Source organism: Streptomyces sp. TAA040 (assembly GCF_000424845.1).
This window is the reverse complement of the sequence record NZ_AUKR01000014.1, coordinates 46,180-71,341: the sequence shown is the minus strand read 5'-3', so window position 1 is coordinate 71,341 and position 25,162 is coordinate 46,180. Positions and strand designations below refer to the sequence as shown.

General features: G+C 74.2%; 22 protein-coding genes and 3 pseudogenes. 13 read left to right on the top strand and 12 right to left on the bottom strand.

The window, feature by feature from the left end:
- Positions 1 to 533: 533 nt before the first annotated feature.
- The 3 genes from pdxH to H300_RS26865 all read left to right on the top strand — a co-directional run bounded on the left by pdxH (position 534) and on the right by H300_RS26865 (position 4,491).
- Positions 534 to 1,157 carry a pyridoxamine 5'-phosphate oxidase gene (pdxH, locus tag H300_RS0114240; protein ID WP_028427972.1) on the top strand — a complete coding sequence of 208 codons (624 nt, stop codon included), beginning with the start codon at positions 534 to 536 and terminating at the stop codon, positions 1,155 to 1,157.
- The gene (locus H300_RS26870; protein WP_051270046.1) at positions 1,154 to 2,590 is read left to right on the top strand and encodes an FtsW/RodA/SpoVE family cell cycle protein; all 1,437 of its coding nucleotides are present in this window, start codon (positions 1,154 to 1,156) and stop codon (positions 2,588 to 2,590) included. Before pdxH ends, H300_RS26870 begins: the two co-directional genes overlap by 4 nt.
- 404 nt (positions 2,591 to 2,994) lie before the next feature.
- Complete coding sequence (locus tag H300_RS26865; RefSeq protein ID WP_106966842.1) at positions 2,995 to 4,491, top strand: PAS domain-containing protein; 1,497 nt, start codon at positions 2,995 to 2,997, stop codon at positions 4,489 to 4,491.
- Positions 4,492 to 4,614: 123 nt separating this feature from the next.
- On the opposite strand, the gene H300_RS0114225 is transcribed toward H300_RS26865, so the two are convergent.
- Positions 4,615 to 5,370 (bottom strand): SIS domain-containing protein, encoded by a 756-nt coding sequence (locus tag H300_RS0114225; protein WP_028427971.1) that lies wholly within the window; start codon positions 5,368 to 5,370, stop codon positions 4,615 to 4,617.
- A gap of 125 nt (positions 5,371 to 5,495) precedes the next feature.
- Between H300_RS0114225 and H300_RS0114220 the strand changes: the two genes are divergently transcribed.
- Entirely contained in the window at positions 5,496 to 6,191 is a 696-nt protein-coding gene (locus H300_RS0114220; RefSeq protein ID WP_028427970.1) for an iron-dependent transcriptional repressor DtxR, read from the top strand.
- 642 nt (positions 6,192 to 6,833) lie between these two features.
- On the top strand, positions 6,834 to 7,748 hold the full coding sequence (locus H300_RS0114215) for an alpha/beta fold hydrolase (RefSeq protein ID WP_028427969.1): 915 nt from the start codon (positions 6,834 to 6,836) through the stop codon (positions 7,746 to 7,748).
- A 66-nt stretch (positions 7,749 to 7,814) separates the two neighbouring features.
- Here the strand turns inward: H300_RS0114215 and H300_RS0114210 are convergent, their stop codons facing one another.
- Positions 7,815 to 8,507: a bifunctional DNA primase/polymerase gene (locus H300_RS0114210; protein ID WP_028427968.1), complete on the bottom strand. Its 693-nt coding sequence runs from the start codon at positions 8,505 to 8,507 to the stop codon at positions 7,815 to 7,817.
- Positions 8,508 to 8,916: 409 nt separating this feature from the next.
- On the opposite strand from H300_RS0114210, the gene H300_RS0114205 reads away from it, so the two are divergent.
- The 4 genes from H300_RS0114205 (at position 8,917) to purU (ending at position 14,318) form a co-directional block, all read left to right on the top strand.
- The gene (locus H300_RS0114205; RefSeq protein ID WP_028427967.1) at positions 8,917 to 10,308 is read left to right on the top strand and encodes an NsdA family TPR-like regulatory protein; all 1,392 of its coding nucleotides are present in this window, start codon (positions 8,917 to 8,919) and stop codon (positions 10,306 to 10,308) included.
- Positions 10,309 to 10,572: 264 nt separating this feature from the next.
- The gene (locus H300_RS0114200; RefSeq protein ID WP_028427966.1) at positions 10,573 to 12,246 is read left to right on the top strand and encodes a hypothetical protein; all 1,674 of its coding nucleotides are present in this window, start codon (positions 10,573 to 10,575) and stop codon (positions 12,244 to 12,246) included.
- Positions 12,247 to 12,967: 721 nt separating this feature from the next.
- Positions 12,968 to 13,414 carry an SCO4402 family protein gene (locus H300_RS0114185; protein ID WP_028427965.1) on the top strand — a complete coding sequence of 149 codons (447 nt, stop codon included), beginning with the start codon at positions 12,968 to 12,970 and terminating at the stop codon, positions 13,412 to 13,414.
- 31 nt (positions 13,415 to 13,445) lie between these two features.
- A complete protein-coding gene (purU, locus tag H300_RS0114180; protein WP_028427964.1) occupies positions 13,446 to 14,318 on the top strand; it encodes a formyltetrahydrofolate deformylase in 873 nt (290 codons plus the stop codon).
- A 74-nt stretch (positions 14,319 to 14,392) separates the two neighbouring features.
- On the opposite strand, the gene H300_RS26860 is transcribed toward purU, so the two are convergent.
- Together H300_RS26860 and H300_RS0114170 are read right to left on the bottom strand one after the other, a co-directional pair.
- Positions 14,393 to 15,745, bottom strand: a complete 1,353-nt coding sequence (locus H300_RS26860) for a zf-HC2 domain-containing protein (RefSeq protein ID WP_028427963.1) — start codon at positions 15,743 to 15,745, stop codon at positions 14,393 to 14,395.
- Positions 15,742 to 16,320 (bottom strand): sigma-70 family RNA polymerase sigma factor, encoded by a 579-nt coding sequence (locus H300_RS0114170; RefSeq protein WP_028427962.1) that lies wholly within the window; start codon positions 16,318 to 16,320, stop codon positions 15,742 to 15,744. Before H300_RS0114170 ends, H300_RS26860 begins: the two co-directional genes overlap by 4 nt.
- Positions 16,321 to 16,642: 322 nt before the next feature.
- On the opposite strand from H300_RS0114170, the gene H300_RS0114165 reads away from it, so the two are divergent.
- Positions 16,643 to 17,017 carry an STAS domain-containing protein gene (locus H300_RS0114165; RefSeq protein ID WP_028427961.1) on the top strand — a complete coding sequence of 125 codons (375 nt, stop codon included), beginning with the start codon at positions 16,643 to 16,645 and terminating at the stop codon, positions 17,015 to 17,017.
- Between the two features lie 85 nt (positions 17,018 to 17,102).
- Here the strand turns inward: H300_RS0114165 and H300_RS0114160 are convergent, their stop codons facing one another.
- Complete coding sequence (locus H300_RS0114160; RefSeq protein ID WP_028427960.1) at positions 17,103 to 17,369, bottom strand: DUF1905 domain-containing protein; 267 nt, start codon at positions 17,367 to 17,369, stop codon at positions 17,103 to 17,105.
- 517 nt (positions 17,370 to 17,886) lie between these two features.
- Here H300_RS0114160 and H300_RS26855 point away from each other — a divergent pair.
- On the top strand, positions 17,887 to 18,360 hold the full coding sequence (locus H300_RS26855) for an ATP-binding protein (protein WP_037980350.1): 474 nt from the start codon (positions 17,887 to 17,889) through the stop codon (positions 18,358 to 18,360).
- 369 nt (positions 18,361 to 18,729) lie between these two features.
- On the opposite strand, the pseudogene H300_RS32405 reads toward H300_RS26855, so the two are convergent.
- Positions 18,730 to 19,315 (bottom strand): annotated as a pseudogene (locus H300_RS32405) (helix-turn-helix domain-containing protein); the annotation flags it as partial.
- Between H300_RS32405 and H300_RS0114150 the strand changes: the two are divergent.
- Positions 19,270 to 19,650: an NADPH-dependent FMN reductase family protein gene (locus tag H300_RS0114150; RefSeq protein ID WP_106966838.1), complete on the top strand. Its 381-nt coding sequence runs from the start codon at positions 19,270 to 19,272 to the stop codon at positions 19,648 to 19,650. The pseudogene H300_RS32405 and the gene H300_RS0114150 overlap by 46 nt on opposite strands.
- Before the next feature lie 61 nt (positions 19,651 to 19,711).
- On the opposite strand, the gene H300_RS0114145 is transcribed toward H300_RS0114150, so the two are convergent.
- The 4 genes and pseudogenes from H300_RS0114145 to H300_RS32400 form a co-directional block, all read right to left on the bottom strand.
- Positions 19,712 to 20,911, bottom strand: a complete 1,200-nt coding sequence (locus H300_RS0114145; protein ID WP_028427958.1) for an oxygenase MpaB family protein — start codon at positions 20,909 to 20,911, stop codon at positions 19,712 to 19,714.
- A gap of 142 nt (positions 20,912 to 21,053) precedes the next feature.
- Positions 21,054 to 22,106, bottom strand: coding sequence for a polyprenyl synthetase family protein (locus tag H300_RS0114140; RefSeq protein ID WP_028427957.1), 1,053 nt, complete (start codon positions 22,104 to 22,106; stop codon positions 21,054 to 21,056).
- Positions 22,099 to 22,428 (bottom strand): hypothetical protein, encoded by a 330-nt coding sequence (locus tag H300_RS0114135; protein ID WP_028427956.1) that lies wholly within the window; start codon positions 22,426 to 22,428, stop codon positions 22,099 to 22,101. The genes H300_RS0114140 and H300_RS0114135 overlap by 8 nt, the downstream gene beginning before the upstream one ends.
- Positions 22,429 to 22,651: 223 nt before the next feature.
- Positions 22,652 to 23,073 (bottom strand): annotated as a pseudogene (locus H300_RS32400) (helix-turn-helix domain-containing protein); the annotation flags it as partial.
- 8 nt (positions 23,074 to 23,081) lie between these two features.
- On the opposite strand from H300_RS32400, the pseudogene H300_RS30185 reads away from it, so the two are divergent.
- A pseudogene (locus tag H300_RS30185) lies at positions 23,082 to 23,346 on the top strand (MFS transporter); the annotation flags it as partial.
- A gap of 227 nt (positions 23,347 to 23,573) precedes the next feature.
- Here H300_RS30185 and H300_RS0114125 read toward each other — a convergent pair.
- The gene (locus H300_RS0114125; protein WP_028427955.1) at positions 23,574 to 23,867 is read right to left on the bottom strand and encodes a hypothetical protein; all 294 of its coding nucleotides are present in this window, start codon (positions 23,865 to 23,867) and stop codon (positions 23,574 to 23,576) included.
- Positions 23,868 to 23,982: 115 nt separating this feature from the next.
- On the bottom strand, positions 23,983 to 25,065 hold the full coding sequence (locus tag H300_RS26850) for a helix-turn-helix domain-containing protein (protein WP_078515991.1): 1,083 nt from the start codon (positions 25,063 to 25,065) through the stop codon (positions 23,983 to 23,985).
- Positions 25,066 to 25,162: the final 97 nt, after the last annotated feature.

Genomic DNA, 25,162 nt, shown 5'->3' with positions numbered 1-25,162 from the left:
CGCTGCCGGTATCCGGGCAATGCCCCGTGCGGAGGGTGGTCACCCAACCCGGGCGATCGAACACCATAGCCGGTGCCGTCGGTGTGCCACACCTTTTGCCCCGGCTCCCTCGCGGCGATTCTGCCGGGTTCGGCGGGTTCGCGACCTGCGGGGGAGGGTGAGAAGCGGCACAGGGGCCGAATCCCGCCCGGCGGGTGTGGGACGCAGGGGAAGCGGGCAAACTCGCGCAGCCCGCGCCACCTGTGGCGGAATGGGCACCTCCGGTCGCGGACCGCGTGCTGCGGAGGGCGGTGGGTGCGGCGGCGGGGGCGTGCCGCGCCGTGCGGCGAGCCATCCGGGTGGCCAATACCGAGCCCGGAACCGGGTGCGTGCTGCAAGATGATGCCGTGCCTCACGCCGAACACCACTCCTCCCGCCCGTCCTCCCTGCCCAGCGGCCCCGGCGGTCCCCCTGACGGTTCCGGAGGGGGCCGTGGAGCGGACCCGGGAGCGGGGCGCCGGGAACGCGCCCGGCGGGAGCTCGACCCGTCGGTGATGCGCGCCAGGTACCGGGCTGAGGGCCTCGCCGAGCAGGACCTCGCCGACGACCCGGTCGACCAGTTCTCCCGCTGGTTCGGGCAGGCCGAGGCGAGCGGACTGCACGAGCCCAACGCGATGGTCCTCTCCACCGCCGATGCCGAGGGGCGGCCCAGCTCCCGCACGGTGCTGCTGAAGCAGTACGACAGCGGCGGCTTCGTCCTCTTCACCAACTACGGCTCCCGCAAGGGCCGTGAGATCGCGCAGAACCCCGCGGTCTCGCTCCTCTTCCCCTGGCACGGCATCGCCCGACAGGTGATCGTCGCCGGCCGTGCGGAGCGCATCGGCCGGGCGGAGACGGCGGCGTACTTCCGCACCCGGCCGCACGGCTCGCAGCTGGGCGCCTGGGCCAGCGAGCAGTCCTCCGCCGTCAGCTCCCGGGAGGACCTGGACCGCACGTACGCCGCCCTGGCCGCGCGCTACCCCGAGGGGGAGGACGTGCCCGCGCCGCCGCAGTGGGGCGGTCTGCGCGTGGTCCCGGACACCGTCGAGTTCTGGCAGGGACGCGAGAACCGGCTCCACGACCGGCTGCTGTACCGGCGGCGCCGGGACGGCTGGTCGGTGGACCGGCTCTGCCCGTGAGCGGTTCCGACGCGGCGGCCTGGGCCGGACGCCGACGCAACCGGGAGGCGGTGCTCGTCCTCCTGGCGCTGCTGGTCTGCGCCGCCGGCCACGCCTCGGCGGAGCTGGCGCTCGCGGGCAGGCTGCCGGACGGCTACGTCCTGCGGGTGGTCGGCCTCGGCTCGCTGGGGCTCCTCGCCCATCTCGCGGTCCGGCGCTTCGCCAGGTACGCCGACCCGCTCGTACTGCCGTCCGCGGTGCTGCTGGCCGGGCTGGGCACGGTGCTGCTGTCGCGGCTGGACCGCAGCTACGCGGTGCACTACGACGCACCCGAGGTGGCGCCCGACCAGGTGGTGTGGAACGCGCTCGGCGTCGGGGTGCTGGCCGCGGTGCTGGCAGCGGTCCGCCACCACCGACTGCTCCAGCGCTACCCCTACCTGGTGATGGCGACGGGCATGGTGCTGCTGATGGCACCGGCCTTCTTCGGTGCCGACGCCTACGGCGCCAAGCGCTGGATCAGCGTCGGCCCGCTGTCGGTGCAGCCGGGCGAGTTCGTGAAGATCCTCATCGTCATATTCTTCGCCGGCTACCTGACCGCGAACCGGGACGCCCTGTCGGCGTCCGGTCGGCGGATCGGCGGAGTGACCCTGCCGCCCGGCCGGAACGCGGCCCCCGTCCTGGTGGTGTGGCTCCTGAGCCTGCTGGTGCTCGTCCTCGAACGCGACCTGGGCACCTCGCTGATCTTCTTCGGCGTCTTCGTGGTCATGCTCTACGCGGCGACCGAACGCACCGGATGGGTGGTGTCCGGGGTGCTGCTGGCCTCGGTCGGGGCCTTCGTCGTGGGCTCCCTCGAACCGCACGTGAAGGGCCGGGTGACCGCCTGGCTGCATCCGCTGGCGATCTACCTCCCGCCGGAGCGGCAGCCCGATGGCCTGGTGTCCGACCAGCAGGCGGAGGCGCTGTTCAGCTTCGGAACCGGCGGGCTGACCGGTACCGGTCTCGGCGAGGGGCAGCCGTGGCTGATCAAGTTCGCAGGCCGGAGCGACTTCATCCTGACCACCGTCGGCGAGGAACTGGGGCTGCTGGGCACCACGCTGGTCATCCTCCTGTACGCGCTGCTCGTCGAACGGGGGCTGCGCATCGCGCTCGCCGTCACCGACCCGTTCGGCAAGCTGCTGGCGCTGGGCCTGTCGGTGACGCTCGCGCTGCAGTTGTTCGTGGTGTGCGGCGGCGTCACCGGGCTGGTTCCGCTGACGGGGAAGGCGCTGCCGTTCCTGGCCCAGGGCGGCTCGTCCACGGTGGCCAACTGGCTACTGGTGGCGCTGCTGCTGAAGGTGAGCGACAGCGCGGGCCGGGCGTCCGTCGCCCCGCCGGGGAACGCCACCGTCCTCACCCCCGTACTGCCGGACACCGGGCCGCGCCGACCGCGTCCGGGCCTGCCGCGCCGGCCGTGAACGCGGAGCCTGCTTCCGAGGGGCGGAGGGGGAAGGGGCAGAAGGGGGCCGGAGACAGCGGCGGCCCGCGGGTCGCTTCCTCGTGCGCGCCAGGCGTGCGAGGGCCGGTCGGACGAGCCGGCGACACCGCGGGTCGGGTGACTGCTCGGGAGTGGTCGGCGGAACCGGCGCTGCACTGAGCGCGACGTCGGCCGCTAGGCCGCAGTCACCTCACGCGTCCGGTTGTCGATCATCCGCCGGACCACCTCCCTTCTCGTGTACAGCCCTTAGGCGCCGCGTTCCGCCGGCGGCGACCGAATTTCGGGGTGGCAACGATTTGCCGGAAGCTGCTGTGCTCCGGGTCACCTTCGCGTTGAATGATCGTGCGCGGCAGTGTGCGGGGTCCGTCGATCCGGGGGTGCCAGATGCCTGCTCAACCCGATACCCACTCAGGTCCGGCCGCCGACGGCTCCGGGGGCTCCGGCAGCGCCGGGACCGCCGGCTCCGGCAGGCACCGGGACGGGGCGCGGTCCGCCCCCGGCGGGGAACCGTTGCTCGCGGCCCTGCTGGACGGCATGGACGCCGCCCTGTGCGCCTTCGACGCGGACGGGGTGGTCACCCACTGGAACCGCGAGGCCGAGCGCATCCTCGGCTGGACCGGCGCGGAGGCCGTCGGCCGGACGGGGCTGGCGGGCTGGGCGGCGCGCAGCGCGGACGCGGGGGACGTGCAGTCCCGCCTGATGTCCGCGATGACGTCCCCCGGCCGTCAGGTGCACGAATTCGCCCTGGTCACGAAGGACGGCGGCCGGATACTCGTCCGCACTCAGTCCTCCGGGGTGCGCGATGCCGCCGGCCGCCCCGCTGGCGTGTACTGCGCCTTCCAGGAGGTGCACACCCAGATCGACCTGGAACGCTCCGTGGCCCTCAGCGAAGCGCTGTTCGACGACGCCTCCTGGGGGGTGGTGCTCGTCGACGCCGATCTCCGCCCGGCGGTGGGCAACGCCCGGGCGGCCCGCTCGATGGGGGTCGGCCGGGTGGCGATGCTGGGCCGGCCGCTGGGGGAGCTGCTCGGCCACGGCTGCGAGGAGCTGGAGAGTGCGCTCCAGCACGTGCTGGCGTCGGGCAGCCCGCCCGCCCCCGCGGACCTGTGGGTGACGCTGCGCGGGCCGGACGGCGGCGCCGCACACGCCCCTTCCGGCGGGCCGAACGAGGAGGACGCGGCGGAGGACGGGGCCGTGGCGGGCGCGGAGGAGGAGCTGCGCCGCTGCTGGCGCAGCGGCTTCCTGCGGCTGGCCTCACCGCTCGCCGAGGAGCCGGTGCCGATGGGGGTGGCCTGGCTCTTCCAGGACGTCACCGCGGCGAAGCTGGCGGAGCAGGAGGCGTCCCGGGTGCGCTTCCGTGACGTCCAGCTGCACCGCGCCGCCCGTGCCGCCGCGGAATGCGAGGACCCCTGGGAGGCGGCCGCCGCGCACCTGGAGTTCGCGCTCGCTGGTTTCGCCGACCACGCGCTGCTCGACCTGGCCGCCGGGCCCGCGCTGGTGCGGGCGCTCCAGGCGCCGTCCGGCGCTCCCGGGCCCTGCCCGCCCGGCGCGGAGAGCGGACTGCCGATGCGCTACGCGCCCGCGCACCCGGCGCTGCAGGCCTACGAGCGGGCCGGTTCGGTCCGTACGAGTGTAGGGGGAGCGGCGGTGCCCGGCTGGGCCGCCGGCCGGTGCTGGCCCGTGGACACCCTGCACGGGCTCTGCTCGGTACTGCGCAGCCGCGGTCGCACCTTCGGGGTGGTCACCTTCCTGCGCAGTGCCGCCCGCCGCCCCTTCGACCGCTCGGACGCGCGGTACGCGGAGGACGTCGCGGTGCGGATCGCGGCCGCGGTGGACCTCGCCGGCCACCACCCGGACGGGCGTACGGGCCCGCGGCGCTGACACTCGGCGTCCGCGCCGCGGTGCCGACACCCTGCGTACGGGGCCGGAGCCCGGCGTACGGGGCCGGAGCCCCGGGGGCCGGCGGCGGGTCGGTGGCGGCAGGGCCGGGGCCGGCCGGCGGGCTCAGTGGCGGTAGAAGATCCGGTCCGCGTAGGCGGTCATCACCTGGTCGTTCCACTCGTGCCCGCCGTCCACGTTGCCCGAGCGCAGCAGCGGCGGCTCGATGCCGCGCTCCAGCAGCTCCCCGGCGGCGGCCGCCGTCATCGCCTGCATCAGTGCGCTGGTGACCACGGTGGACGCCGGGGCGAAGGGCGCGGGGACGCCGGGGGCGGTGAGGGTCGTGTCGCCGATCGGGATGCCGCTGTCGACCACCACGTCGCAGTGGTCCTTGAGGAAGGTGCCCGAGGCGTGCCGGGACCTGGTGCCCTCCGCGTAGGCGACGGAGGTGACGCCGATGACCCGGATGCCCAGGGCCCCGGCGTTGAGCGCCATCTCCACCGGGAGCGGGTTGCGGCCGGAGAGCGAGATGATCACCAGAGTGTCGCCGGAGCGGGCCGGGCTCGCGTCGAGCACGGCGGCGGCCAGTCCGTTCACTCGTTCGAGAGCACTTCCCAGGGTGGCGGGGACAACGTCCACGCCGGTGGTCCCCGGGACGGGCAGCAGGTTCATCACGGCCAGCCCCCCGGCGCGGTAGACCGTGTCCTGGGCGGCCAGCGAGGAGTGGCCGGCGCCGTAGGCGAACAGCCGGCCCCCGTTCGCGACCGTGTCGGCCAGCAGTGAACCCGCCGCTCCGAGGTCCTCGGCGGCGTCCTTCCGGACTTTCTCCAGCAGGCCGATGGCCCGGTCGAAGAACTGGTCGGCAAGCTCGCGGGCGCTCATGGCGCACACCGTAGAGGTCTGTACCAGTGCGCTACAAGAGCGTGGGGCGTCCGGCCGGGGCCGGTCGTCGCCGCGATGGGAGAGAATTGGACCAGGGCCATCGCACCAACCGACGAGGGGCACGCATGTCCGGACTCATCGACACCACGGAGATGTATCTCCGAACCATCTTGGAGCTGGAGGAGGAAGGCGTCGTCCCCATGCGAGCCCGCATCGCCGAGCGTCTCGATCAGAGCGGGCCCACGGTGAGCCAGACGGTCGCCCGCATGGAGCGGGACGGCCTGGTCGCGATCGCAGGCGACCGCCATCTGGAGCTGAGCGACGAGGGTCGGGTGCTGGCCACCCGCGTGATGCGCAAGCACCGGCTGGCCGAGTGCCTGCTCGTCGACGTCATCGGCCTGGAGTGGGAGCAGGTGCACGCCGAGGCCTGCCGTTGGGAGCACGTGATGAGCGAGGCGGTCGAGCGCCGGGTGCTGGAGCTGCTCCGGCACCCGACCGAGTCGCCGTACGGCAACCCGATCCCGGGGCTGGAGGAGCTGGGCGAGGAGGCGGGCGCGGACCCCTTCCTCGACGAGGCCATGGTCAGCCTGGCCGAGCTCGCACCGGGCGTGGACGGCAAGACGGTCGTCGTCCGCCGGATCGGCGAACCGATCCAGACGGACGCCCAGGTGATGTACACGCTGCGCCGGGCGGGCGCGCAGCCCGGGTCGGTCGTCACCGTGACCCAGGGCCCGGGCGGCAACCTGCACGTCGGCAGCGGCGGTGAGGCCGCCGAGCTGGAGTCGGACGTCGCCGCGCACGTCTTCGTCGCCAAGCGCTGACGCGGCGCCCTGGTGGGAGCCACCGGGCCCGCCGGGCCCGGTGGCTCCCAGGTGCCCGAACGGGCCCGGTGGGCCGTTCCCGGCGCCCGAAGACCGCTGCTGCGGCGCCCGCTTGCGCCCCTGCGCGTAACCCGAGCACGCTGGGGAAGAAGCGGAGACGCCGGGGCGCGGCGCGGACGGGGCCTGCTCCCCGCCGCTCGATCCGAGCCGCAGGCGGACCGGCCCGAGCGCCAACGAGGCGATTGCCCAGCCCAGTTGCCCAGCCCAGTTGGCCGGAACAGCGACGGCCGGGGGCTCGGCGTGGGACGCTGTCATCCACGCGTACGCAGGACGGGAGGGGAGCCGTCTGATGTGCCTGCCGAGGAACCAGGACGCCGGAGCGGCGAGCCGCCGGACTCCCGCCTCCCCACGCTCCCCTGACGCGGCCCGGAGCTCCCCGCAGGCGCCGGATTCCCCCTGCCCCGATCCGGCCCCTGCCTCCCACTCATTGTCTCCCCTCGGCGCGCGGTGGCAATCCTTGAGCGATGTCACTCGAAAGTGGGTTGTACGGCACGGAGGGGAGTTAATCGAAGGTGTATTCGATAGCTTGGTGGAGCCGGATATCAGGGGCAGCGGTCGAAAGGGATGGGGGTGCCAGGACGCATGGTGCGACGTATCGACATCACCGGGGCGGATGAAGTGCGGCTCGCGGCGTGGGAGTTCGCGGACCCCCCGAAGGAGCCGCCGCAGGGGGCGGGTCCCCCGGGGCCTGGCCCCGGCGGCCCGGCCCCGGGGGACCCGCCCGGAGTGCTGCTGCTGCACGGCCTGATGGGCCGGGCCTCCCACTGGGCGAGCACAGCCAGATGGCTTTCCGGCCGCTACCGCGCCGTGGGCCTCGACCAGCGCGGGCACGGCCGCAGCGGCAAGCCCGAGGACGGCCCGTACGACCGCGAGGCCTACGTCGCCGACGCCGAACAGGCGATCGAGCAACTCGAACTGGGCCCCGTGGCGTTGATCGGACACTCGATGGGCGCCCTCACCGCCTGGCAGTTGGCCGCCCGCAGGCCGGATCTGGTGCATTCGCTGGTGATCTGCGACATGCGGGCGTCGGCGCTGGGGGAGCAGTCGCAGCGCGAGTGGGAGGAGTGGTTCCAGTACTGGCCACTGCCGTTCGCGACCCTGGCCGACGTCCGCCGCTGGTTCGGTGAGGACGACCCCACGCTCGAACGCCCCAACCCCTCGCGCGGGGAGTTCTACGCCGAGGTGATGACGGAGACGGCGGAGGGCTGGCTTCCGGTCTTCTCCCGCCGGCAGATGCTGCGGGCCCGCGAGACCTGGGTCTACGACGCCCACTGGGACGAACTCGCCCAGGTGCGCTGCCCGGCCCTGGTGGTCCGCGGGCTCTACGGCGAACTCGGCCGCGCCGAGGCGCAGGAGATGGTCCGGGTGCTGCCCCGGGGGAGCTACGCCGAGGTTGAGGACGCCGGCCACCTGGTCCACTACGACCAGCCCGAGGGCTGGCGGCAGGTGGTGGAGCCGTTCCTGCAGCGCAGTCTGCCTCCCGCGGCCCCCGCCTGACCCGCGCCTCTCAACCCGTCCGACCCGACCCGGGGTGGCGCCGGTTCGGCGACCGGCGCCCGCCGGTCAGTCCCCGCGGGCCGCCGCGGCCTCCCGTCCGCAGGCATAGGCCAGTTGTGGCATGAGTTCCTCCGCGTCCGGCAGCCACCGGTTCGCCGCGGTGGGCTGCCGGGCCCACTGCACCGAGCCGCGCAGCCCGAGCCGGGTGGGCGGGGCGGCGATCCAACTCCCCTCGCCGTGGGTCGCCAGGTCGATGGCCCCCGGGGACCAGCCCAGTCTCCGGGTAAGGCCCGGCACCTTCGCGGACGCGCCCGGCAGCACGAAGAAGAGCATCCGGCCGTCCGGGGTGCAGGTCACCGGGCCGAGTGTCAGTCCCATCCGCTCCATCCTCGCCAGCGCCAGGCAACCCGCCACGTCCGGCACGTCGATGGCGTCGAAGGTGCGTCCGGTCGGCAGCAGGACCGACGCGGAGGGCTGTCGCTCCCACAGCCGCCGGGCTGCCGCGGCGCTGCCGGTGGCCTGCTCCGGCCAGTCGGCCGATCCCGGGTGGCCGCCGGGGGCAGGGCAGTCGAGGGTCCCGCAGGTGCAGCGCGGAGTCCCTCCGCTGCCGTCGGAGGTCTCCAGCCAGGTCCCGGGAAAGACGTCCCAGTGCCTCTCCTTCGCGTACCGGACCGCGTGTTCGAGCAGTGGCTCGCCACGCTGCTGCGGGATCCGCGGGGCTGTCGTGACTCCTGGGCTGACTTCGATCGTCTCTTCCACGCACATCACAACTGAGCCCGTCGGCCGGGGTTACGGTCCCGGACGCTCCTCTCGGCGCGCGGTAGGCGTCCGGGCGCCCCGGCCCGGTGCTGGTCACGGCGGCGGTCACCGGGGAAGGGGTCGCACGCTTCGCGGGGGGCGCCGAACCCCGGGCGCAGGGCGCACGGATGCACAGCTGGGGGCGCGTGCGCGGGAGGACGGTCGCGGGTGGGTAGTCACCTCTGCGGTGCGTTGCCGGGGTTCCGCCGGAATTCATTGCAAATGCACTGGGCAGTGACCTTCGTGGCGATCCGTTGTGAAGTTCGCTGCCGCCGGGAAGGACCGTCCGGCGGGTCGCCGGCGATCCGCGGTGGACAACCGCCGGGTCGCCGGTCGCCAGTTCAGTCGTCGTCCCGAAGGGGGACCGCCCATGGCTGCCAGACCGCTCATCGCCAGGCAACCGAACGAACGTCTGCAAGCGCTCATTCAGGAGGCGGCCTGCTCCAACGCCGGGCTCGCCCGCCGGGTCAACATGGTCGGCGCCGACCACGGGGTCGATCTGCGGTACGACAAGACCTCGGTCGCCCGCTGGCTCCGCGGTCAGCAGCCGCGCGGCCGGGCGCCGGGGATCATCGCCGAGGCACTCGGCCGCAAGCTCGGCCGCACCGTCAGCATCGACGAGATCGGCATGGCCGGCGGCCGGAACCTCGCCGCCGGAGTGGGCCTGCAATTCGCCTCCACCGCCACGGCCGCCGTCGAGCAGGCCTGCGAGCTGTGGCGCAGCGACGTGGGGCACCGCGACTTCCTGACCGGACGCTCGGTGGCGGCCTCCTCGCTGGTGGAGCCCAGCCGGGACTGGCTGATCAGCGCCCCGGACGCGGAGATCGCCCGCGCCTGCGGCGCCCGGGTGGGGGCGGCCGACGTGGAGGCCGTGCGCGCCACCACGGCCGCGCTCTCCGACCTGGACCACCGCTTCGGCAGCGGCCACGTCCGGCCGGTCGTGGTGCACTACCTGAACGGTGTGGTGGCCGGGATGCTCACCGGTTCCTATCGGGACGCGGTCGGGCGCCGGTTGTTCGCCGCGGCGGCCAGACTCACCGAACTGGCGGGCTACATGGCTGTGGACACCGGTCAGCCCGGGCTCGCCCAGCGCTACTACATCCAGGCGCTGCGACTGGCGCACGCCGCCGGTGACCGCGGATACGGCGGATACGTCCTGGCGGCGAGCATGAGCCACGTGGCGGGTCAACTGGGCAACCCCCGGGAGATCGCCCAGTTGGCGAGGGCCGCCCAGGAGGGAGCGCGGGGGCACGTCACACCGCGGGTGGACGCGATGTTCCACGCCGCGGAGGCGCGGGGGCACGCCCTGCTCGGTGACGCCCGCGCCTGCCAGCAGTCCGCCGGACGGGCCCTCAGCGCGTTCGAGCGTGCCGAGTCGGCCACCGACGCCGGTGACGACCCGCCTTGGATCGGGCACTTCGGTTCCGCGTATCTGGCGGACGAACTGGCGCACTGCCACCGGGACCTGGGACAGCCGGTCCAGACGGCCCGGCGGGCGGCCGAGGCACTGAACGCGCTCGGTGAGGGGCGGGCCAGGCGCCGCGCCATCGGCCTGCTGCTGCTCTCCGACGCGCAGGTGCAGCAGCGGGAAGTGGACCGGGCCTGCCACACCGCCCAGCAGGCGGTGGAGTTGCTGGGCGGTGTGCGTTCGGAGCGCGGGCAGGGGTACCTGGAGGACTTCAGGTCCCGGTTGGAGCCGTTCGCGCAGGAGCCGGTGGTGCGGGAATTCCAGTCGCGGGCCCGGTTGGAGGCGGTCGCCTGAGCCTCGCGGTCGGCGGTCCGATCGACCCCCGGCGGCGGCCCGGCCGCCGGGGGCGGCCGGGCCGCCGGGGGCGGCCGGGCGTGCGCCAGAGGCCGGTGCGGCGGCGCGGGAGCCGCCCCCCGAGCACGGCGTGCGGGGGCCGCCGGGGGCGGCTTCCGCAACCGGGGCGGAAGTGGTCCGGGGTGCGAAGTACCCGGTAGCGTAGCCCGTTGGTTGCGTAAGTCGGATCAAATGCTCGGACGAACGAAGCGAACGAGGAGTCCCGTGACAGCGCACAGCGGACAGGGCGACGAACCGCGCGAGGGAATCGTGCTGCCGTCGACCGGGGAGCCTTGGATTCCCGGGCGCCAGGAACCTGCGCAGGTCAGCCCGCCCGTCGGCCAGCCGTGGGACGAGCCGTGGGGCCCGACGTCCGCAGTCGCCGAACCGCCCGCGCACGGGTCCGGACCGCAGGTGCCGCCGCCCTCGCCGTACGAGCCGCCCACCGCGGAGGGCGACGGCCACCGCGCACAGCGCGGCCGGCACCGGCAGCCGCAGCAGGAGAGCGGCGGCTACGGCTATCCGCCGCAGCAGTCCCACGGCAACCTGCCGGCCTCGCACCAGCTGCCGCCCGCGGGGTCCGGGCCGGTGTACGCCGGACCGTCGCTGGACCCGGACGACGGCCAACCCCTTGAGTACCGCAGTCGGTTCGCCGCCCAGCAGGGTAGGGAGCCGCACCGGGAGCCCCCTCAGCTGCCGCAGGCGGAGGAGACGCAGATGCTCCCGCCGCAGGGTGGTCCGCGGGCGGGAGCGGAGGAGACGCAGATGCTCCCGCCGCAGGGCGGTCCGCAGGCCGACGCGACCCAGTTCCTGCCGCCCTACCCCCAGGGCCCGGCCCCGGCCGGCTACGACCAGGGGCCGCCGTCCGACGCGGTCCGCAGCCCGCTGCCACCGGAGACGCCCGCCTCCGGCGGGCAGTACCCGGGCGACGGGGGCCCGGAGAGTCACGGCGGCGGCTTCCCCCGGGACGCCGGACAGGGCCACCAGGCCGCCCCGTCGACGCAGGAGGCCTACGGCGCGTCCGCGGAGACGCCCGGTGAGCGCCAGCCGCCCGCCGAGTTCGACAACCTCTTCCGGCCGGAGCCCGGCGCCCCCGCCCCCGACACGGGCCGGCGACTGCACACGCAAAGCAGCCCGGTGGGCGGGCGCCGCGCCGCCCGCGGACGTGCACCGCAGGACGCCGCGCCGCCCGCGTCCGCTGCTGCCGCGGGGCCGCCCACCGGACCGACGCCGCCCGGCGGAGGACGTTCGGCCAACCGGCGTGCGGCGGGACACAAGCTTCATCCGAAGCTGCTCGCCGGAATCGGCCTGGCCGTTCTGGTGGCCGCCGCGCTGCTGGGCGGGGCCGCGCTGAGCGGCGGGGACGACGGAGAGGAGGAGGCTCCGGGATCCGGCGGCCGGGCCGAGACGGCCGGCGGGCAGAACGAGGAGGCGGCCGGCGACCCGGCGGAGGCCCAGGCCCAGGCGTTGGAGGAGCTGCTCGCGGACAGCAACAACAGCCGGGAGGCCGTGATCCGCTCGGTGGAGAACATCCGCAAGTGCGAGAAGCTCGACGAGGCCGCCGACGACCTGCGCGACGCCGCCGAGCAGCGCAACGACCTGGTGGTCCGGCTGGGAGAGCTGGACCTGTCGGAGCTGCCCGAACACGAGAAGCTGGGCGACGAGCTGACCAAGGCGTGGAAGGCCTCGGCCGCCGCCGACGACCACTACGCCGCCTGGGCGGACCAGGTGGCGAAGCCCAAGGGCTGCGAGGGCGGTTCGGCCGGGTCGACCGACCGGCAGGCCAAGGGGAACCGGGCCAGCGGAGACGCCACGGCGGCCAAGGAGGAGGCGGCCGGGTTGTGGAACCCGACGGCCAGGGACTACGGCCTCACCGAGCGCGAGCCCACACAGCTCTGACGCCGCCCGCCGGACCTGACCCGCTCCGGTGCGACCGCCCGCACCGGACCGTCCCCGCACGGGCCGCCGCGCGCGTCCGTGCCGGCCGTCAGGCGTGCTGGCGCTCCCGGGCGTCAGCCGTCCCGGATGGCCTTCTCCAGCACCGGCATGAACATCCGTCCGTGCTGGCTGGAGGAGCCGACGACAGGTGACACCCCTCCCGCTGCGCCCGCCTGCCGCAACGGGCGGCCCCGACGTTCTCGTTGCAGGTGAGCACCTTCAACTCGCGGCCGTTGATGCCGCCGGTGCTGTTCACCGAGCGCGCGTAGGCGTGCGCCAGCACCGTGACGAAGGGCATGCTGGTGGCTCGGTTCTTCACCGGCGCCCACGTCATGACCGTGATCGGGCCGTCGGCCGAGGATCCCCCGGGCAGCGAACCGTAGCCGGCGGGCAGCGGACCGGCCAGCGTGGCAGCGGCCCGCCGCAGCGCACGGGTGCGCGGACGCCCCAGGGAGCGCGCGGCGGGCTGCGGGCCCGTACGGAGGCGGGTGGAGCGCCGTGGAGTCGTGTACCAGGACCCTGCCGAGCCACCGGTGACACAGCGCTCATCCTTCGTTGACACAGTGTGACCGCGCGGTGGGCGGTGCGGGGGCCGTGCCGTCCACCGGAGACCCGGAACGTACGATCGGCAACCGTGCAAGCTCCGGAGAGGTCTTCCCGTCGCGGTGGTCGGTCCCGCACCATGGACGCCATGCCGCTCAATGACATGCCCTGGTGGCGCTGGCGCAGCAACGTGCGTTCGGCGCTGCACATGCTCTCCGACCCGGTGTTCCAGCAGGAGTGCTGGCTGACGGGCCGTCCCGGCTACGGGGACGTCACGGACGCCGTGTACCGGCTCGTCGAGGACACCTGGCTGGACAACTGGTCCGCCGAGAAGTACGTCGGCACGGTGTTCCGGGACGCCCAGGAGGCCGCGCTCGTCGACGCCGCGGTCCTCCAGGTGCTGCGCCTCATGCACCAGATAGGCGCCGACGCCCCGGTGGCGGCCTACCTGGAGCACGCGGCCTGGCCCGAGGCCGTGCGGATGGCCAGGGAGGCGCACGTGCTCCTCGCCTTCAACGACGGGGACGACCCGGACCAGGCGCCCCAGTCGCTGGACGTCCTCGCCATCACGCTGCGGGCGGTCTGACGCCGGCGGGACATGTGCCACCCTGGTGCGCATGAGCTCGCCGCCGCCCGCCGCCGCCGATCAGTACGTCCTCACCCTGTCCTGCCCGGACACCAAGGGGATCGTGCACGCGGTCTCCAGCTACCTGTTCATGACCGGGTGCAACATCGAGGACAGTCAGCAGTTCGGTGACCACGACACCGGACTGTTCTTCATGCGCGTGCACTTCCGCGCTGACGCTCCGGTGACCCTGGAGAAGCTGCGGGCCAGTTTTGCCGCCGTGGGCGACTCCTTCCGGATGGGCTGGCAGATCCACCGGTCCGAGGAGCGGATGCGGGTGGTGCTGATGGTCAGCAGATTCGGCCACTGCCTCAACGACCTGCTCTTCCGCAGCCGCAGCGGCGCGCTCCCGGTGGAGGTCGCCGCGGTGGTCTCCAACCACCCCGACTGCGCGGACCTCGCCGCCTCCTACCAGGTGCCGTTCCGGCACATCCCGGTGACCAGGGAGAACAAGGCGGAGGCCGAGCAGGAGCTGCTGCGGTTCGTGCAGCAGGAGGAGGTCGAACTCGTCGTCCTGGCGCGCTACATGCAGGTGCTCTCCGACGACCTCTGCAAGGCGCTCTCCGGTCGGGTCATCAACATCCACCACTCCTTCCTGCCGAGCTTCAAGGGCGCCAAGCCCTACCACCAGGCGCACGCCCGCGGGGTCAAACTGATCGGGGCCACGGCGCACTACGTGACGGCCGAACTGGACGAGGGCCCGATCATCGAGCAGGAGGTCAAGCGGGTCGGCCACCAGGTCACCCCGGAGCAACTGGTGGCTCTCGGCCGCGATGTGGAGTGCCAGGCACTGGCCCGCGCGGTCAAGTGGCACAGCGAGCACCGGGTGCTGCTCAACGGCCACCGCACCGTCGTCTTCACCTGAGCCCACGGCGGCCCGCACACGGTGCGCTGGGGGCCCGTACGGCGGCCCGGCGCCGGCCGCCGGGCCCGCCGCGTTCAGAACCGGGACAGCGAGGCCGTCGCGAACAGCACGTCGAGCACCGCCTGAGGATCGCCCTCCGCCCCCGCGGCGGCGTCCCGCGGTGAGACGTGCCCGGCGGCGAGCTGGCAGAACTCCATTCGGTCGAGAGCGACATGGGCGACTGCGTCCTTCTCGGACGCCGTGGTGGCCGGCGAGTCCAGTGGGATGAACCAGTCCCCTCCGCCGCTGCCCTCGACCTCCAGGTGCAGCGCCCGCCCCGATGCCCCGGCCGCCGTGAGGCTCCGGGCCGGTGCCGCCAGACCGGCACGCCGGCGCGCGGCCAGGCTGACCGGCAGCATCCGGGCCGCCAGGTCGATCAGCTGCCGCATGTGCCGTCCCGCCGGCACGGCGTACGGGTAGTCCACCGCCTCTGCGATGTCCCCGGCGTGCACCCAGCACTCGAAGGCCCGGTCCAGGAAGCTGTCGCGCAACGGCAGTCCCGTACCCGCCACCGCCGTGTCGGCCGTGGCGGCCCCGGTGAAGGAGGCCGTCCGCACGAGGGCGTGGCTCTGTGCCCGCCAGGGGCCGTGCCGGGACCGCCCGTCGCGGGCGAGCCGCCAGTACTCCTCGGTGCGCAGCCCCGGGTCTTCCGGCGGCTCCGGCCCGTCCCGGCCGGTCAGCGGATCGTCGAGCCCGAGAGACCGCGCCACCAGGCCGTCGACGGCCGTCAGATGGCCGATCACCCCGCCCACGGTGGTGTCCCGCGCCTGCGTCCGCACGCCGTCGAACCAGCGCAACCGGACCGGTGCCCGCCACTCGGCCTCGGCCATGTCCCGCAGCAGCGCGTCCAGCCGCGCCGTCTCGGCGTCGTACGGGGCGGCCCACTCCGGCACCGGGATGCGGGCCGGACGGCGGCGCAGGCAGCCCTTCAGCACCCGGGACCGCAGCAGCGGGTCCAGGTCGAGGCTGTCGGCCGGGTGCAGCAGTCCGACGGCGTCCCGCAGCCGCAGCGCCTCCTCCGCGCAGCGCGCGCAGCCGGTCAGATGGGCCTCGACCGCGGCGGCCTCGGCCGGGGAGCAGGCGGAGAGCGCCCAGGCGCCCAGCAGCGAGGTCAGCACCCGGTGGTCGTGCAGGTCGAGCTCGTGGACCTCGGCTGCCCCGGTGGGACGGGGAGCGGCCGGGGACCCGGGTTCGACGCCGCCGGGCTCCGCACTGCCGGGCTCGATGCCGCCGGGGGCGTCGTCGGCGGGCGGGACGGTGCCGAGCCCGCGCGGCCTCGGCACCGGTGGCCGGCCGGCGGGCGGATGGTTGTCCGCCGCCGCGCGGGGCGCCGGTATGTACGGACGGGCGGGGCCGGACACGTCCTCGGGAAGCTGCGGGTCGTTCACTGCCGCCCTCCGAGCGGGTCGGGCCGTGCGGGCGGCGGGGTCCGGTGAGCGGTGGAGAGCAGTTGCAGTCCGAGCCGCAACCGCCGCCGGGCCTCCTGCTCGGTGACCGAGAGCCGCTCGGCCGCCTGCCGGTAGTCGCGCCGCTCCAGGTAGGCGAGGTCCAGCGCGGCCCGCAGCGAAGCGGGCATCGCGGTCACGATGTAGTCGGCCCTGGCCGCCACCGAAGCCGCCTGCACCTGTTCCTCGCTCACCTGTTCCCCGGCCCCTTCGGAGGGGGCCTCCGCGTCCCGGTGCTGCTGCCGCAGATGCTCCACCGCCAGCCGGTGGGTCAGTGCGGCGAGCCAGGAGCGCAGCGATCCCTCCTTCGGGTCGTATGCCTCCGGCTGCTCCCAGGTGCGGGCGAAGACCTCGCGGGTGATGCGGTCCGCCGCCTCCTCATCACCGAGCACGCGGTGGGCCAGGTGGTGCACGAGCGCGGCGAACCGGTCGTACAGCTCACCGAGGGCCGCAGCCTCGCCGCGTGCCAGCCGCTGCTGCATCCTGCGGTCCCAGCGAGGTGGTGTCTCGTGCCGCATCGTCCCGCCCCCAGCCTGTGTCCACTCCGTCGAATGTAGTGCGAAGGGCTTCCGGGGCACCGTCCTTTGCGGCAATGTTCAGTCCTGTGCAATTGCGCGTCGTGGCCGCACCGTCACAGTGGGCCCCGGAGCCTTGCGTGATACGTCGGTTTCCTTCCTGAACCTGTCGGTGTGTTATGCGGGTGTGATCGGAACCAGGGGAAGTGTGCGGCCGGCTTGGGCATAGGGTCGAGAGGGGGGAAGTCGTTTTGGCCGTTGTCGGCAGGGCAGCCGAGCGGGAACGAACGATTCCGGGTTGGCCGAGTGGAAGGCGTCGAGTTTCGTGTCACTCAAGGTGAGGGAAGAGTCACGCGGGGGGTGGGCCGTGCTGCGGGTGTCCGGCGAGATGGACCTCGTCACCTCCCCCGCGGTCCGGCAGTACGTCCACGAGGCGGTCGCGGAAGGGCGGCACAGCGTGGTGCTCGACCTTTCCCAGGTCCTCTTCTGCGATTCCAGCGGCGTGGGCGTACTGATCGCCGCGCGGCGGCTGATGCACTCCTGCGCCGGCAATCTCCGACTCATCCTGCCCGCCCAGGGAGCGGTGGACGGTTCGCACGTCAACCGCGTCCTGGCCGCCCTCGGGGTGCGCCGCCTCTTCGAGTGCTACCCCGACCTCGACGCCGCCACCGACGGCGCCGCCCGCCCGCTCTCCGCCTGACCCCGCCCCTGCCCCGCGGCCCGCCGCGAAGCCGTGCCCCGCACGGCGGATCGCGCAGCGGGCGGCGACGCCCGCCGGGCGGACGTCAGTCCAGCCGCTCCCGCTGGCGGACGGTCACGCGGTCACCCGGCCCCTTGCCGAGCACGCGGCGGAGTTCGGCCCGCACCGGCAGCTTGTGCGTGCCGTCGCCCAGCGCCATGAACGAGGCGCAAAACGGGTGGCCGTTCAGCGTCCCGCGCACCTTCACCAGTCCGCGCCTCCCGACGTACGCGGCGGACCCCGGCATCACCACGTAGGTCCAGCCGCCCCCGCCCGGGATCCGGACCAAAGTCGCGGTGAACTCCTCGTCCAGTGAGCCGATCCCGCCGTGCGCCGATGTGCGGTCCGCACGCGTCTCCTGCTCCCTCCGCTCGCGCTCCCACTCTCCCTGTCCCCTGCACGGACCACAGCGGCGTGCGGAACTCATCGCGGAGCCGTCGCCGGCGGACCGCCGGGGCGGAGCCCGGCACCACGGTCGTCACGTTCCGTACTCGGCCGGGTGGCCCGGGGTGGCGGGGCTGACCGATCGTGCATCCGGTTCTCGCATCGGGTGACGAACACGCGTCACTCGATGCAGGCTCGTGACCGATCACGGAGGGTCGTGGCGCCCGTGCTCCGGTACGCTCCCTCGGATGCAAGAGGTTCATGGGCACCGCCGGTCAAGGGGACGACGTTCGAGTCCCGGGGGCGGGCGTCGCACAGTATGCAGGACACCTACTCCTTTGCGCCGGAATATGCCTGAAGCGCTTGTCGGAGCAGCGGTGCGTCCAGCAGGCTGGGGTGCTCCGGGGTCACCGTCGGTGACTCCGTCGTTCTTGGTGGTGTGAGCGGTGCAGGTGCTTCAGGTGCAACTCGAGATCGGGCCGGACCCGATGGAGGTGGGCCGTGCCAGACGCTGGGCCCGGTCCCGGCTCGCCGGCTCCGGGATCAGCGCGGACGGCGCGCTGGGAGAGACGCTGATCCTGCTCGTCTCCGAACTGGTGACGAACGCCGTGGTGCACGCGGGCTGCCCGGCCGTGCTGCGCATGCGGCTCCCGGAACGGCACCAGTCGGGCACCGTGCGGGTCGAGGTGGCCGACGCGAGCAGTACCGGCCCCTGCCGCCGCCAGGCCGGCGGCGACGACACCGGCGGCCGGGGTCTCGAGCTGGTGGACGGTCTGGCCGACCGCTGGGGCTGGCACACCGAGGGGCGCGGCAAGAAGATCTGGTGCGAGCTGGACGGGGCCGTGTGCCCGGTGGTCGCGGAGGCACCCGTGCGGGAGTCGTACCCCCGCGCCTGGGCGGCCCGGTCGGCCGGTGCCTGAACCCGTCGCTGCCGCAACGGAGTCGGGACCGCCTCTTGACGTGCGGGCCGTGGCTGATCACCCTGTGGTGAGTGATTCGTCGTGAGGGGACGTCGAGGAGCCGGCGCATGGTCGCGACACGGCGTTCCCCGGCGAGTGCGGGTCGCGATCCGGCCGCCGGTGGCCTCCTCCCGGAGGCGGCGCGGTGCCACCGGAGTCGGATGGTGGTCCGCCTCGCCGGTGCCCGTCACCGGTGACGGCGCGCCGCCGTCCGGCCCGGCATCGCCCCGGCCGACCGGGGTCAGAAGCCCCCCGGCGCCCGCAGCCGGGTGCCTTCGGCCCCCGCGCCCCGGGCCGGGCGTACGCCCCCCCCGCGTCCTCGGACCGGGTGCCGCGGAACGTCGCTCGGTAGGCGCGGGACGAGAGGCCCAGTGCGTCGCGCAGATGCCCGCGCAGTGAGGCGCCCGTACCGAAGCCGACATCCGAGGCGATCCGGTCCACCGGTAGGCCCGTCTCCTCCGGACAGCTCCCGCGCGCGGTTCAGCCGCTGCCGGTTGAGCCACCGGGGCGGGGGCAGGCCGGTACCGTTCCGGAAGCGCCGGCTGAACGTCCTTGCGCTCACCGACTCCCGTGCGGCCGGCTCCGCCACGGTGTGCTGCCGGTCCGGGGGGTCGAGCGCCCACGCGTGGGCGCGGCTGGTGGCAGACGCGCCGGGGGGACGGGACCGGGCAGCGGATGTACTGCGCCTGACCTCCCTCGCGGTGCGGCGGCACCACCGTCGTGCGGCCTCGGCTGCCGTACGGGCGCCGTGGTCGCGACGGACCAGATGCAGGCAGAGGACGATCCCGGCGGCCTCACCGGCCGAGGTCGACACGTCTCCCTCGTCCGTGTAGAGCACGTCCGGGTCCACGGTGACGTCCGGGAAGAGCCGTGCCAGCTCCGCGCAGGGCTTCCAGTGGGCGGTGGCCCGGCGGCCGGGAGTCCGGCTTCGGTCCGCGCGGGGTGCACGGCAGTCTGGAGGAGCTGCTGTTCCCGATGCTGCACGGCACTTCCTGGTACGCCGGGCTGGCACCTCTGCCGCCTTTCGCGGTGTACGGCGCGGACCGCCTCGGCCCGGACGGCTTCACGCGGGAGGCGGCGCGGCTGCGGCGGCGCGTCCGGGAGCTGCCGTGCACCGAGCCGCTGCCGTACCGCGCGGAGCAGGGTGGCGACTACGACGCCGAACTGGTCCTGCGCCCGGAGGTCGCACCGGACCGGACGGGCCTCCTCGCCCACCGCGAGGAGCCCGGGGCCGGCCGGGACTGCACCTGACGGAGCCCACCGCGCCGGCCCCGAGCGCCGTCCGGGCGGCACGGTCCGGGTCGCCAGCGGATCAACAGCTGGGCCGGCGCGGTCCGGGGCGGCGGGGTCGGGTCGGCACGGTCAGCGGTGGCGGGCTCCAGCGTCCGGTCCGGGGGCCGGTGGAAGGGACCCCGTACTCGCTCTTGAGCTGCTCGGGGATCGCGTACTGCATCACCCGGCCGCGGGTGAGGGAACTGAGTTCGAGGAGGGTGGTGACGTGGCCGAGGCGGTCCAGTGCCCAGGCGCCCAGGGGCGAGGAGTCCTCGATGCGCTCCAGGACGCCGAGCAGGGCGGGGACCGCCTTGACCGCGGTGTCCCAGGTGCTCCGCGGCACCTGGAGCCAGTCGGCGCAGGTGTCGCCGATCAGGTGGCGGACGAGAGCGGCCACCACGGGGTCGAGCAGCGTTCCCGGCACGACCTCCTCGTACAGGTCGATGAGCTGGCGGGTCAGCCGGGCGCCCTCCACGGAAGGACCCATGTGGCGGGTCATGTAGAGGTCGGAGAACTGCCGTGCGGCGGCGAGGTCGACCGGTGTGTGCGCGGTGCTGACACCGAGCATCGCCCCGACGACACGCCAGGCGTAGTAGTAGGACTCCGCGCCGTCCACCGACATGTGGATGCCCAGCCGGTGCAGCGCGTCCAGGACCTGGAGGGAGAACATCATCTGCCCGCCGATCATGTCCTCCTGGCAGATCGGCGTCCCGAGCCGGGCCACGTCCCAGCGGTCCTCGCGGCTCAGGTGGTGGCGGATGGAAGCGTGCAGCAGCCGCACCTTCTGCGCCGCGGGGATGAAACGGCTGCCCGCCTCGAAGGCGTCGGGCTGCATCAAGTAGACGGTGAACTGCCCGGTCTCGGCCATGCGCCGCGAGGGGTACTCCAGCGAGTGGGTGGCACTGAGCAGCTTCGCCACGTGGGGGACGGAGTAGCAGGCGGGCATCGCGGCGAAGGACAGCGCGGTGGCGATGTGCACGTTGTTGTCGATGAAGAAGAGCCGTGCCTTCTCCATTTCTCCCCAGTCCACCCAGTCCGGGGGCGCGGCGGTCGTGTGCAGGTACTCCCTCGCCACCTCGGGCAGCCCCTCGGGGAGGTCCTGGCCGACGGTGGAGAAGTAGCGCATCAGGGTGTTGAACGTGCCGATCTCCCCGCGTGCGAAGAGCGTGTTCACGGTCTCGTCGGCGAGCTCGTCCCCCAGCCCTCGCAGGACCTGGAGGGATTCCTCGGTACAGGACACGGTGTCCCTTTCGGTGGTGTCGGAGGAGCGCGGCGCACGAACGCGGAGCGTCGGGGCGGGAACGCGGAGGCCGGGCACCGGCGCGCGTAGGAGGAGTCGGCCCGCGCGCGGTCGGGAAGGCGGGCGCTGGTCCCTGCGGGGATCAGGAGAGGCGGGCGGTGGCCGAGGCCGTCAACCGGGACAGCGCCTCGGCCGCGCAGGACGGCAGATCGGCCCGGTCCAGGACGTCGGTCGCCGTGCGCACCCGCGCGGAGATCATGTCCTCGATGCGCTCGGGAGCGCCGGTGCGCCGCATGATCGCCCGTATCCGGGTGAGCGTCCCGTCCCGTGGGCCGCGCCGGCCGAGCAGGCCGCGCAGCTCGGCCCGCTCGGCCGGGGTCGCGGCCGACCAGGTCTCGGCCAGCAGGGCGGTGGGCCGGTTGCCGCTGATGTCGTCCAGGTTCGACTTGCCGGTGTGCGCCGGATCGCCGAACAGTCCGAGCAGGTCGTCCCGCAGCTGGAACGCCTCGCCCAGCGGGAGGCCGTACGCGCTGAAGACCCCGCGCAGCGGCCCGGGGGCCCCGGCAAGCGCACCACCGATGTGCAGCGGGTGCTCGACGGTGTACTTCGCGGTCTTGTACCGGACCACCCGGAGCGAGGTGCCGGTGTCGGGCGGCGCGCCGGTGCTCAGCACCTCCAGGCACTCCCCGGCGACGAGCTCCCTGGCCATGACCGCCCACAGCCCGCGGGCCCGGGCCAGGTAGGCCGCGGGCAGCCCGCACGTGGCGAACATCTGCCCGGCCCACGACATCAGCAGGTCCCCGGTGAGCATGGCCAGCGCCCGGCCGCGGGCGGCGGGCCGGGACCGTCCCGCGCAGGCCGCGCGCAGGGCGGTGTGCACGCTGGGCGCGCCGTGGCGCACGGTGCTCTCGTCGATCAGGTCGTCGTGGACGACGGCCGCGGCGTGCACCAGCTCCATCGCGGCGGCGGCCCGTACCAGCGCTTCGCTGTCCGGCTGCCCGGCCGCACGCCAGCCCCAGTAGCAGAACGCGGCCCGCAGCCTCTTCCCCTCGGACACGGCGGCGCGCAACTGTTCGGCCACCGGCAGCAGGGCCGCGTCGACCGCGGCGAACTGCTCCGACTCGTGCCGGGTGAACTCGTGCAGCACGGCGTCCACCCGCGCACGAAGCGCGTCGTGCTGCCCGGTCTCAGGCATCGTGCCGACCGGAACGGGCGGCGGCGCGACGGGCCAGCGCCTCCATGTGCGGTTGTCCGGTCAGGGCCGTCCGTTGCAGGGCCAGCCGCCCCCGGACTCTGATCTCCTCCTGGCCGTCCTGGGCCAGTTCGGCCAGGTCCGACCGGCGCAGCACCTGGCGCGCCTCCCTCAGCGCCGTACCGATGCCGCTGACCACCAGGTCGGCGACCCCGGCGGCCACCAGCAGGGCGTCGCTCGGGGGGTTCCCTCCGGCGCTGTCCCTCGCCGGCGCCTCCGCGCTGTCCCCCGCGTGTGCTCCCGCACCGTCACCTGTCCGTGTCACGGTGTTCGCCTTCCCTCCCGGTCGGGACGAGCACCCGCGGTGCTCGGGACGATTGTGTCCGGAGCACCGCACGCGCGCGGTCCACAGCTCACATCGAGTGGTCAATTGCGTGGACCCTTCCGTGAGGCCCCGACGTGCGCTATACGGCGAGGGCGTCCCACCGGGCCTGGTCCGGGCCTCCGGCGGGTGGACATGAGCGGCGGACGTGAGGACGCGGGCCGTCTCAGGGGGCGACGGCGGACAGCTGGGCGGCCGCGGAACGGAAGGTGTGCCGGAAGACGCTCGGGGGAGACGCCGACCGCCGTGCGGAAGTGCGCGCGCAGCGAGGTCGCGGTGCCGAAACCCGAGTCCGCGGCCACCCGGCCGACCGGCAGGTCGGAGGACTCCAGCAGTTGCCCGGGCGCGCTCCACCCGCTGCCGGGTGAGCCGCACCTGCGGGCTGAGCCCGGTCTCGTCCCGGAAGCGGCGGGTGAAAGTGCGCACGCTCATCGACTCCCGGGCGGCGAGTTCGGCCAAGGGCAGCGGCCGTTCCAGCCGCCGCAGCGACCAGGCGCGGGCGGCGCCGGTGGAGGTGGACGCCGCTTCGGGCACCGGCCGTTCGCTCTACGGGGCCTGGCCGCCGTCCCGGTGCGGCGAGACCACGGTGACCCAGGGCCCTGTACGGACTGACCGCGCCCTGCGCCGCGGCCCTGATGGACCGTTTCGGCATCCGGCAGGTCGTCGCCTGCGCGCTGGCCGTCATCGCTGCGGGAGCCGCTCTGACCACCGTCATGAGGCCAGGTGGGCAGCTCGTCCTCCACTGGGGCGCTCGTCGGACTGGACAGCGGCTCGATGGCGCCGGCCTTCGCGGCGACCGTCGTGGACCGCTGGTTCGTCGCCCGCCGCGGCCTGGTCACCGGAGTGCGGGACGTGCCGGGGCCGGGGTCCGCGACGCCCCCGCGTCCGTAGCGGCCCCCGCCCCCTGTCACGCCCTGCCGCTCCCCGGGGCGCCGACGGGCCCCGGCCGCACCCCTTGAAGGGCCGCTCCCCGTCGCGCACCGGCGCTCCGGCGGCGTGATGGAGACATCGCCGAAGCGCCGGTGCGCGGGATGCGGCGGTCGTGGTTCCCCCGGGGCGCCCTGGCCCGGCACGACCGCCGCGAGCCCTCAGTAGTAGCGCTGGAGGTAGTACGTGAACGTGCCCGCGGCCTGGCAGCGCAGGACCCAGGGGGTGCTCAGCTCCAGTTGCAGCTTGCCGGCCTGGCAGGTCACCGACGTGCGGTAGGTGTCGATGGTCCGCCAGGAGGCGGCCGCGCCCACCTCGCCGGCCGCCGCCCGGGCGATGGGCGCGCCGCTGTTCCCGGCCGCCTGGGCCGTTCCCGGTGCGGCCAGCCCGGCTACGGCCACCGCGGCGACGAGACCGCCGACGACCCGTCCGCGCAACCTGTTCTGCTCTCGCATCAGTAATCCTCTCCTCGGTGTACTCCGACGGGCCCGCCGGCCCCGTCCGAACGCCGCCCCGGCGCGGACGCGGTCGACGCCGCAGCCGGTCGGGCCGTCGGCCGGACGGCACCGGTCAGGCCGCCGGTACCTGTGGTGCCTTCGAGACTGCCGCAGCCGCGGCGCCACGTCGTTGACGAACGGTGCCGAGGTGTTGACCATCCGTGCCCGGCTCACCGCGCTGGGCCAGCCTCCGGTAGTCGCTGGGCGCGATGCCGTAGGCCGTGCGGAAGGCGCGGCTGAAGTGCGGCAGCGCGGCGAAGCCGCAGCGGGCGGCGATCGCGTGCACGGGGGTGCCGTGCAGCGCGGGGTCGGCGAGGTCGCGGCGGGCGCGTTCCAACCGGCGGGCGCGGATGAGGCCCGCCACCGTCACGTCCTCGCCCTCGAACAACCGGTGCAGCCGGCGGAGGGACACGTGGTGAGCCGCCGCCACCGTTCCCGGCGTCAGCTCCGGATCGTGCAGCCACCGCTCGATGTGGGCCCTGACGCGCCGCACCAGATGCCGGTCCCGAGCCTCGGCGGGCAACGCGGTGACGGCGTCCGCGCCCAGTGCGTGGGCGAGCAGACCGCCCACCAGGTCCACCAGCACCGTGTTCAGCCGGGGGATGTCGGTGGGCCGGTACGAGGCGCTGTCCGCGCTCAGTCCGGTGAGGAACTGCGCCAGGAGCGCGCCGAACCCCTGCTGCCCCGCCAGCCGCCGTCCGAGCAGCTCGTCCGTCCTGCTGCTTCCGGGCAGCGGCACCACGGCCCTGGGGATCCCGACCCCGATCCCCACCAGCTCCCGGCCGTCCCCCGAGGTGACGTCGAAGGGCCGGGAGCTGTCGAGCAGGTAGAGGGCGCCGGAGCGGTGCTCGGTCTCGCGGTCGCCGTGCACCACGCTCAGCGTCCCGCTTCCGGGGAGCACGAGCGTCAGGTGGTACAGCTCCGGGTCGGACCGGCGGATGAGCCGCGGGGTCCGCCGGTAGCGCGAGGCCTGCGTCGTCACCGACCAGACGCACGCCGAGCCGAGTCGCAGCATGCGCTGGTGGGCGGCGAAGTTGGCCGCGTGCCCGCTGGTGACCTCCATGGGCGCCATCGTCCGGGACATGCACTGCCGCCACGCATCGAACCGGTCCTCCCGCGGTACGTCCTCGGACCGGAACACCGTCTCCGTCAACACACTTGCTCCCGTTCCCGTTGCCGTTCCCGTGGTCCGGCGGCGCGACGGGCCCTCGCCGCCGTGCGGGGCGAGCGGTCCGGCAGGTCTCCCCGGCCGT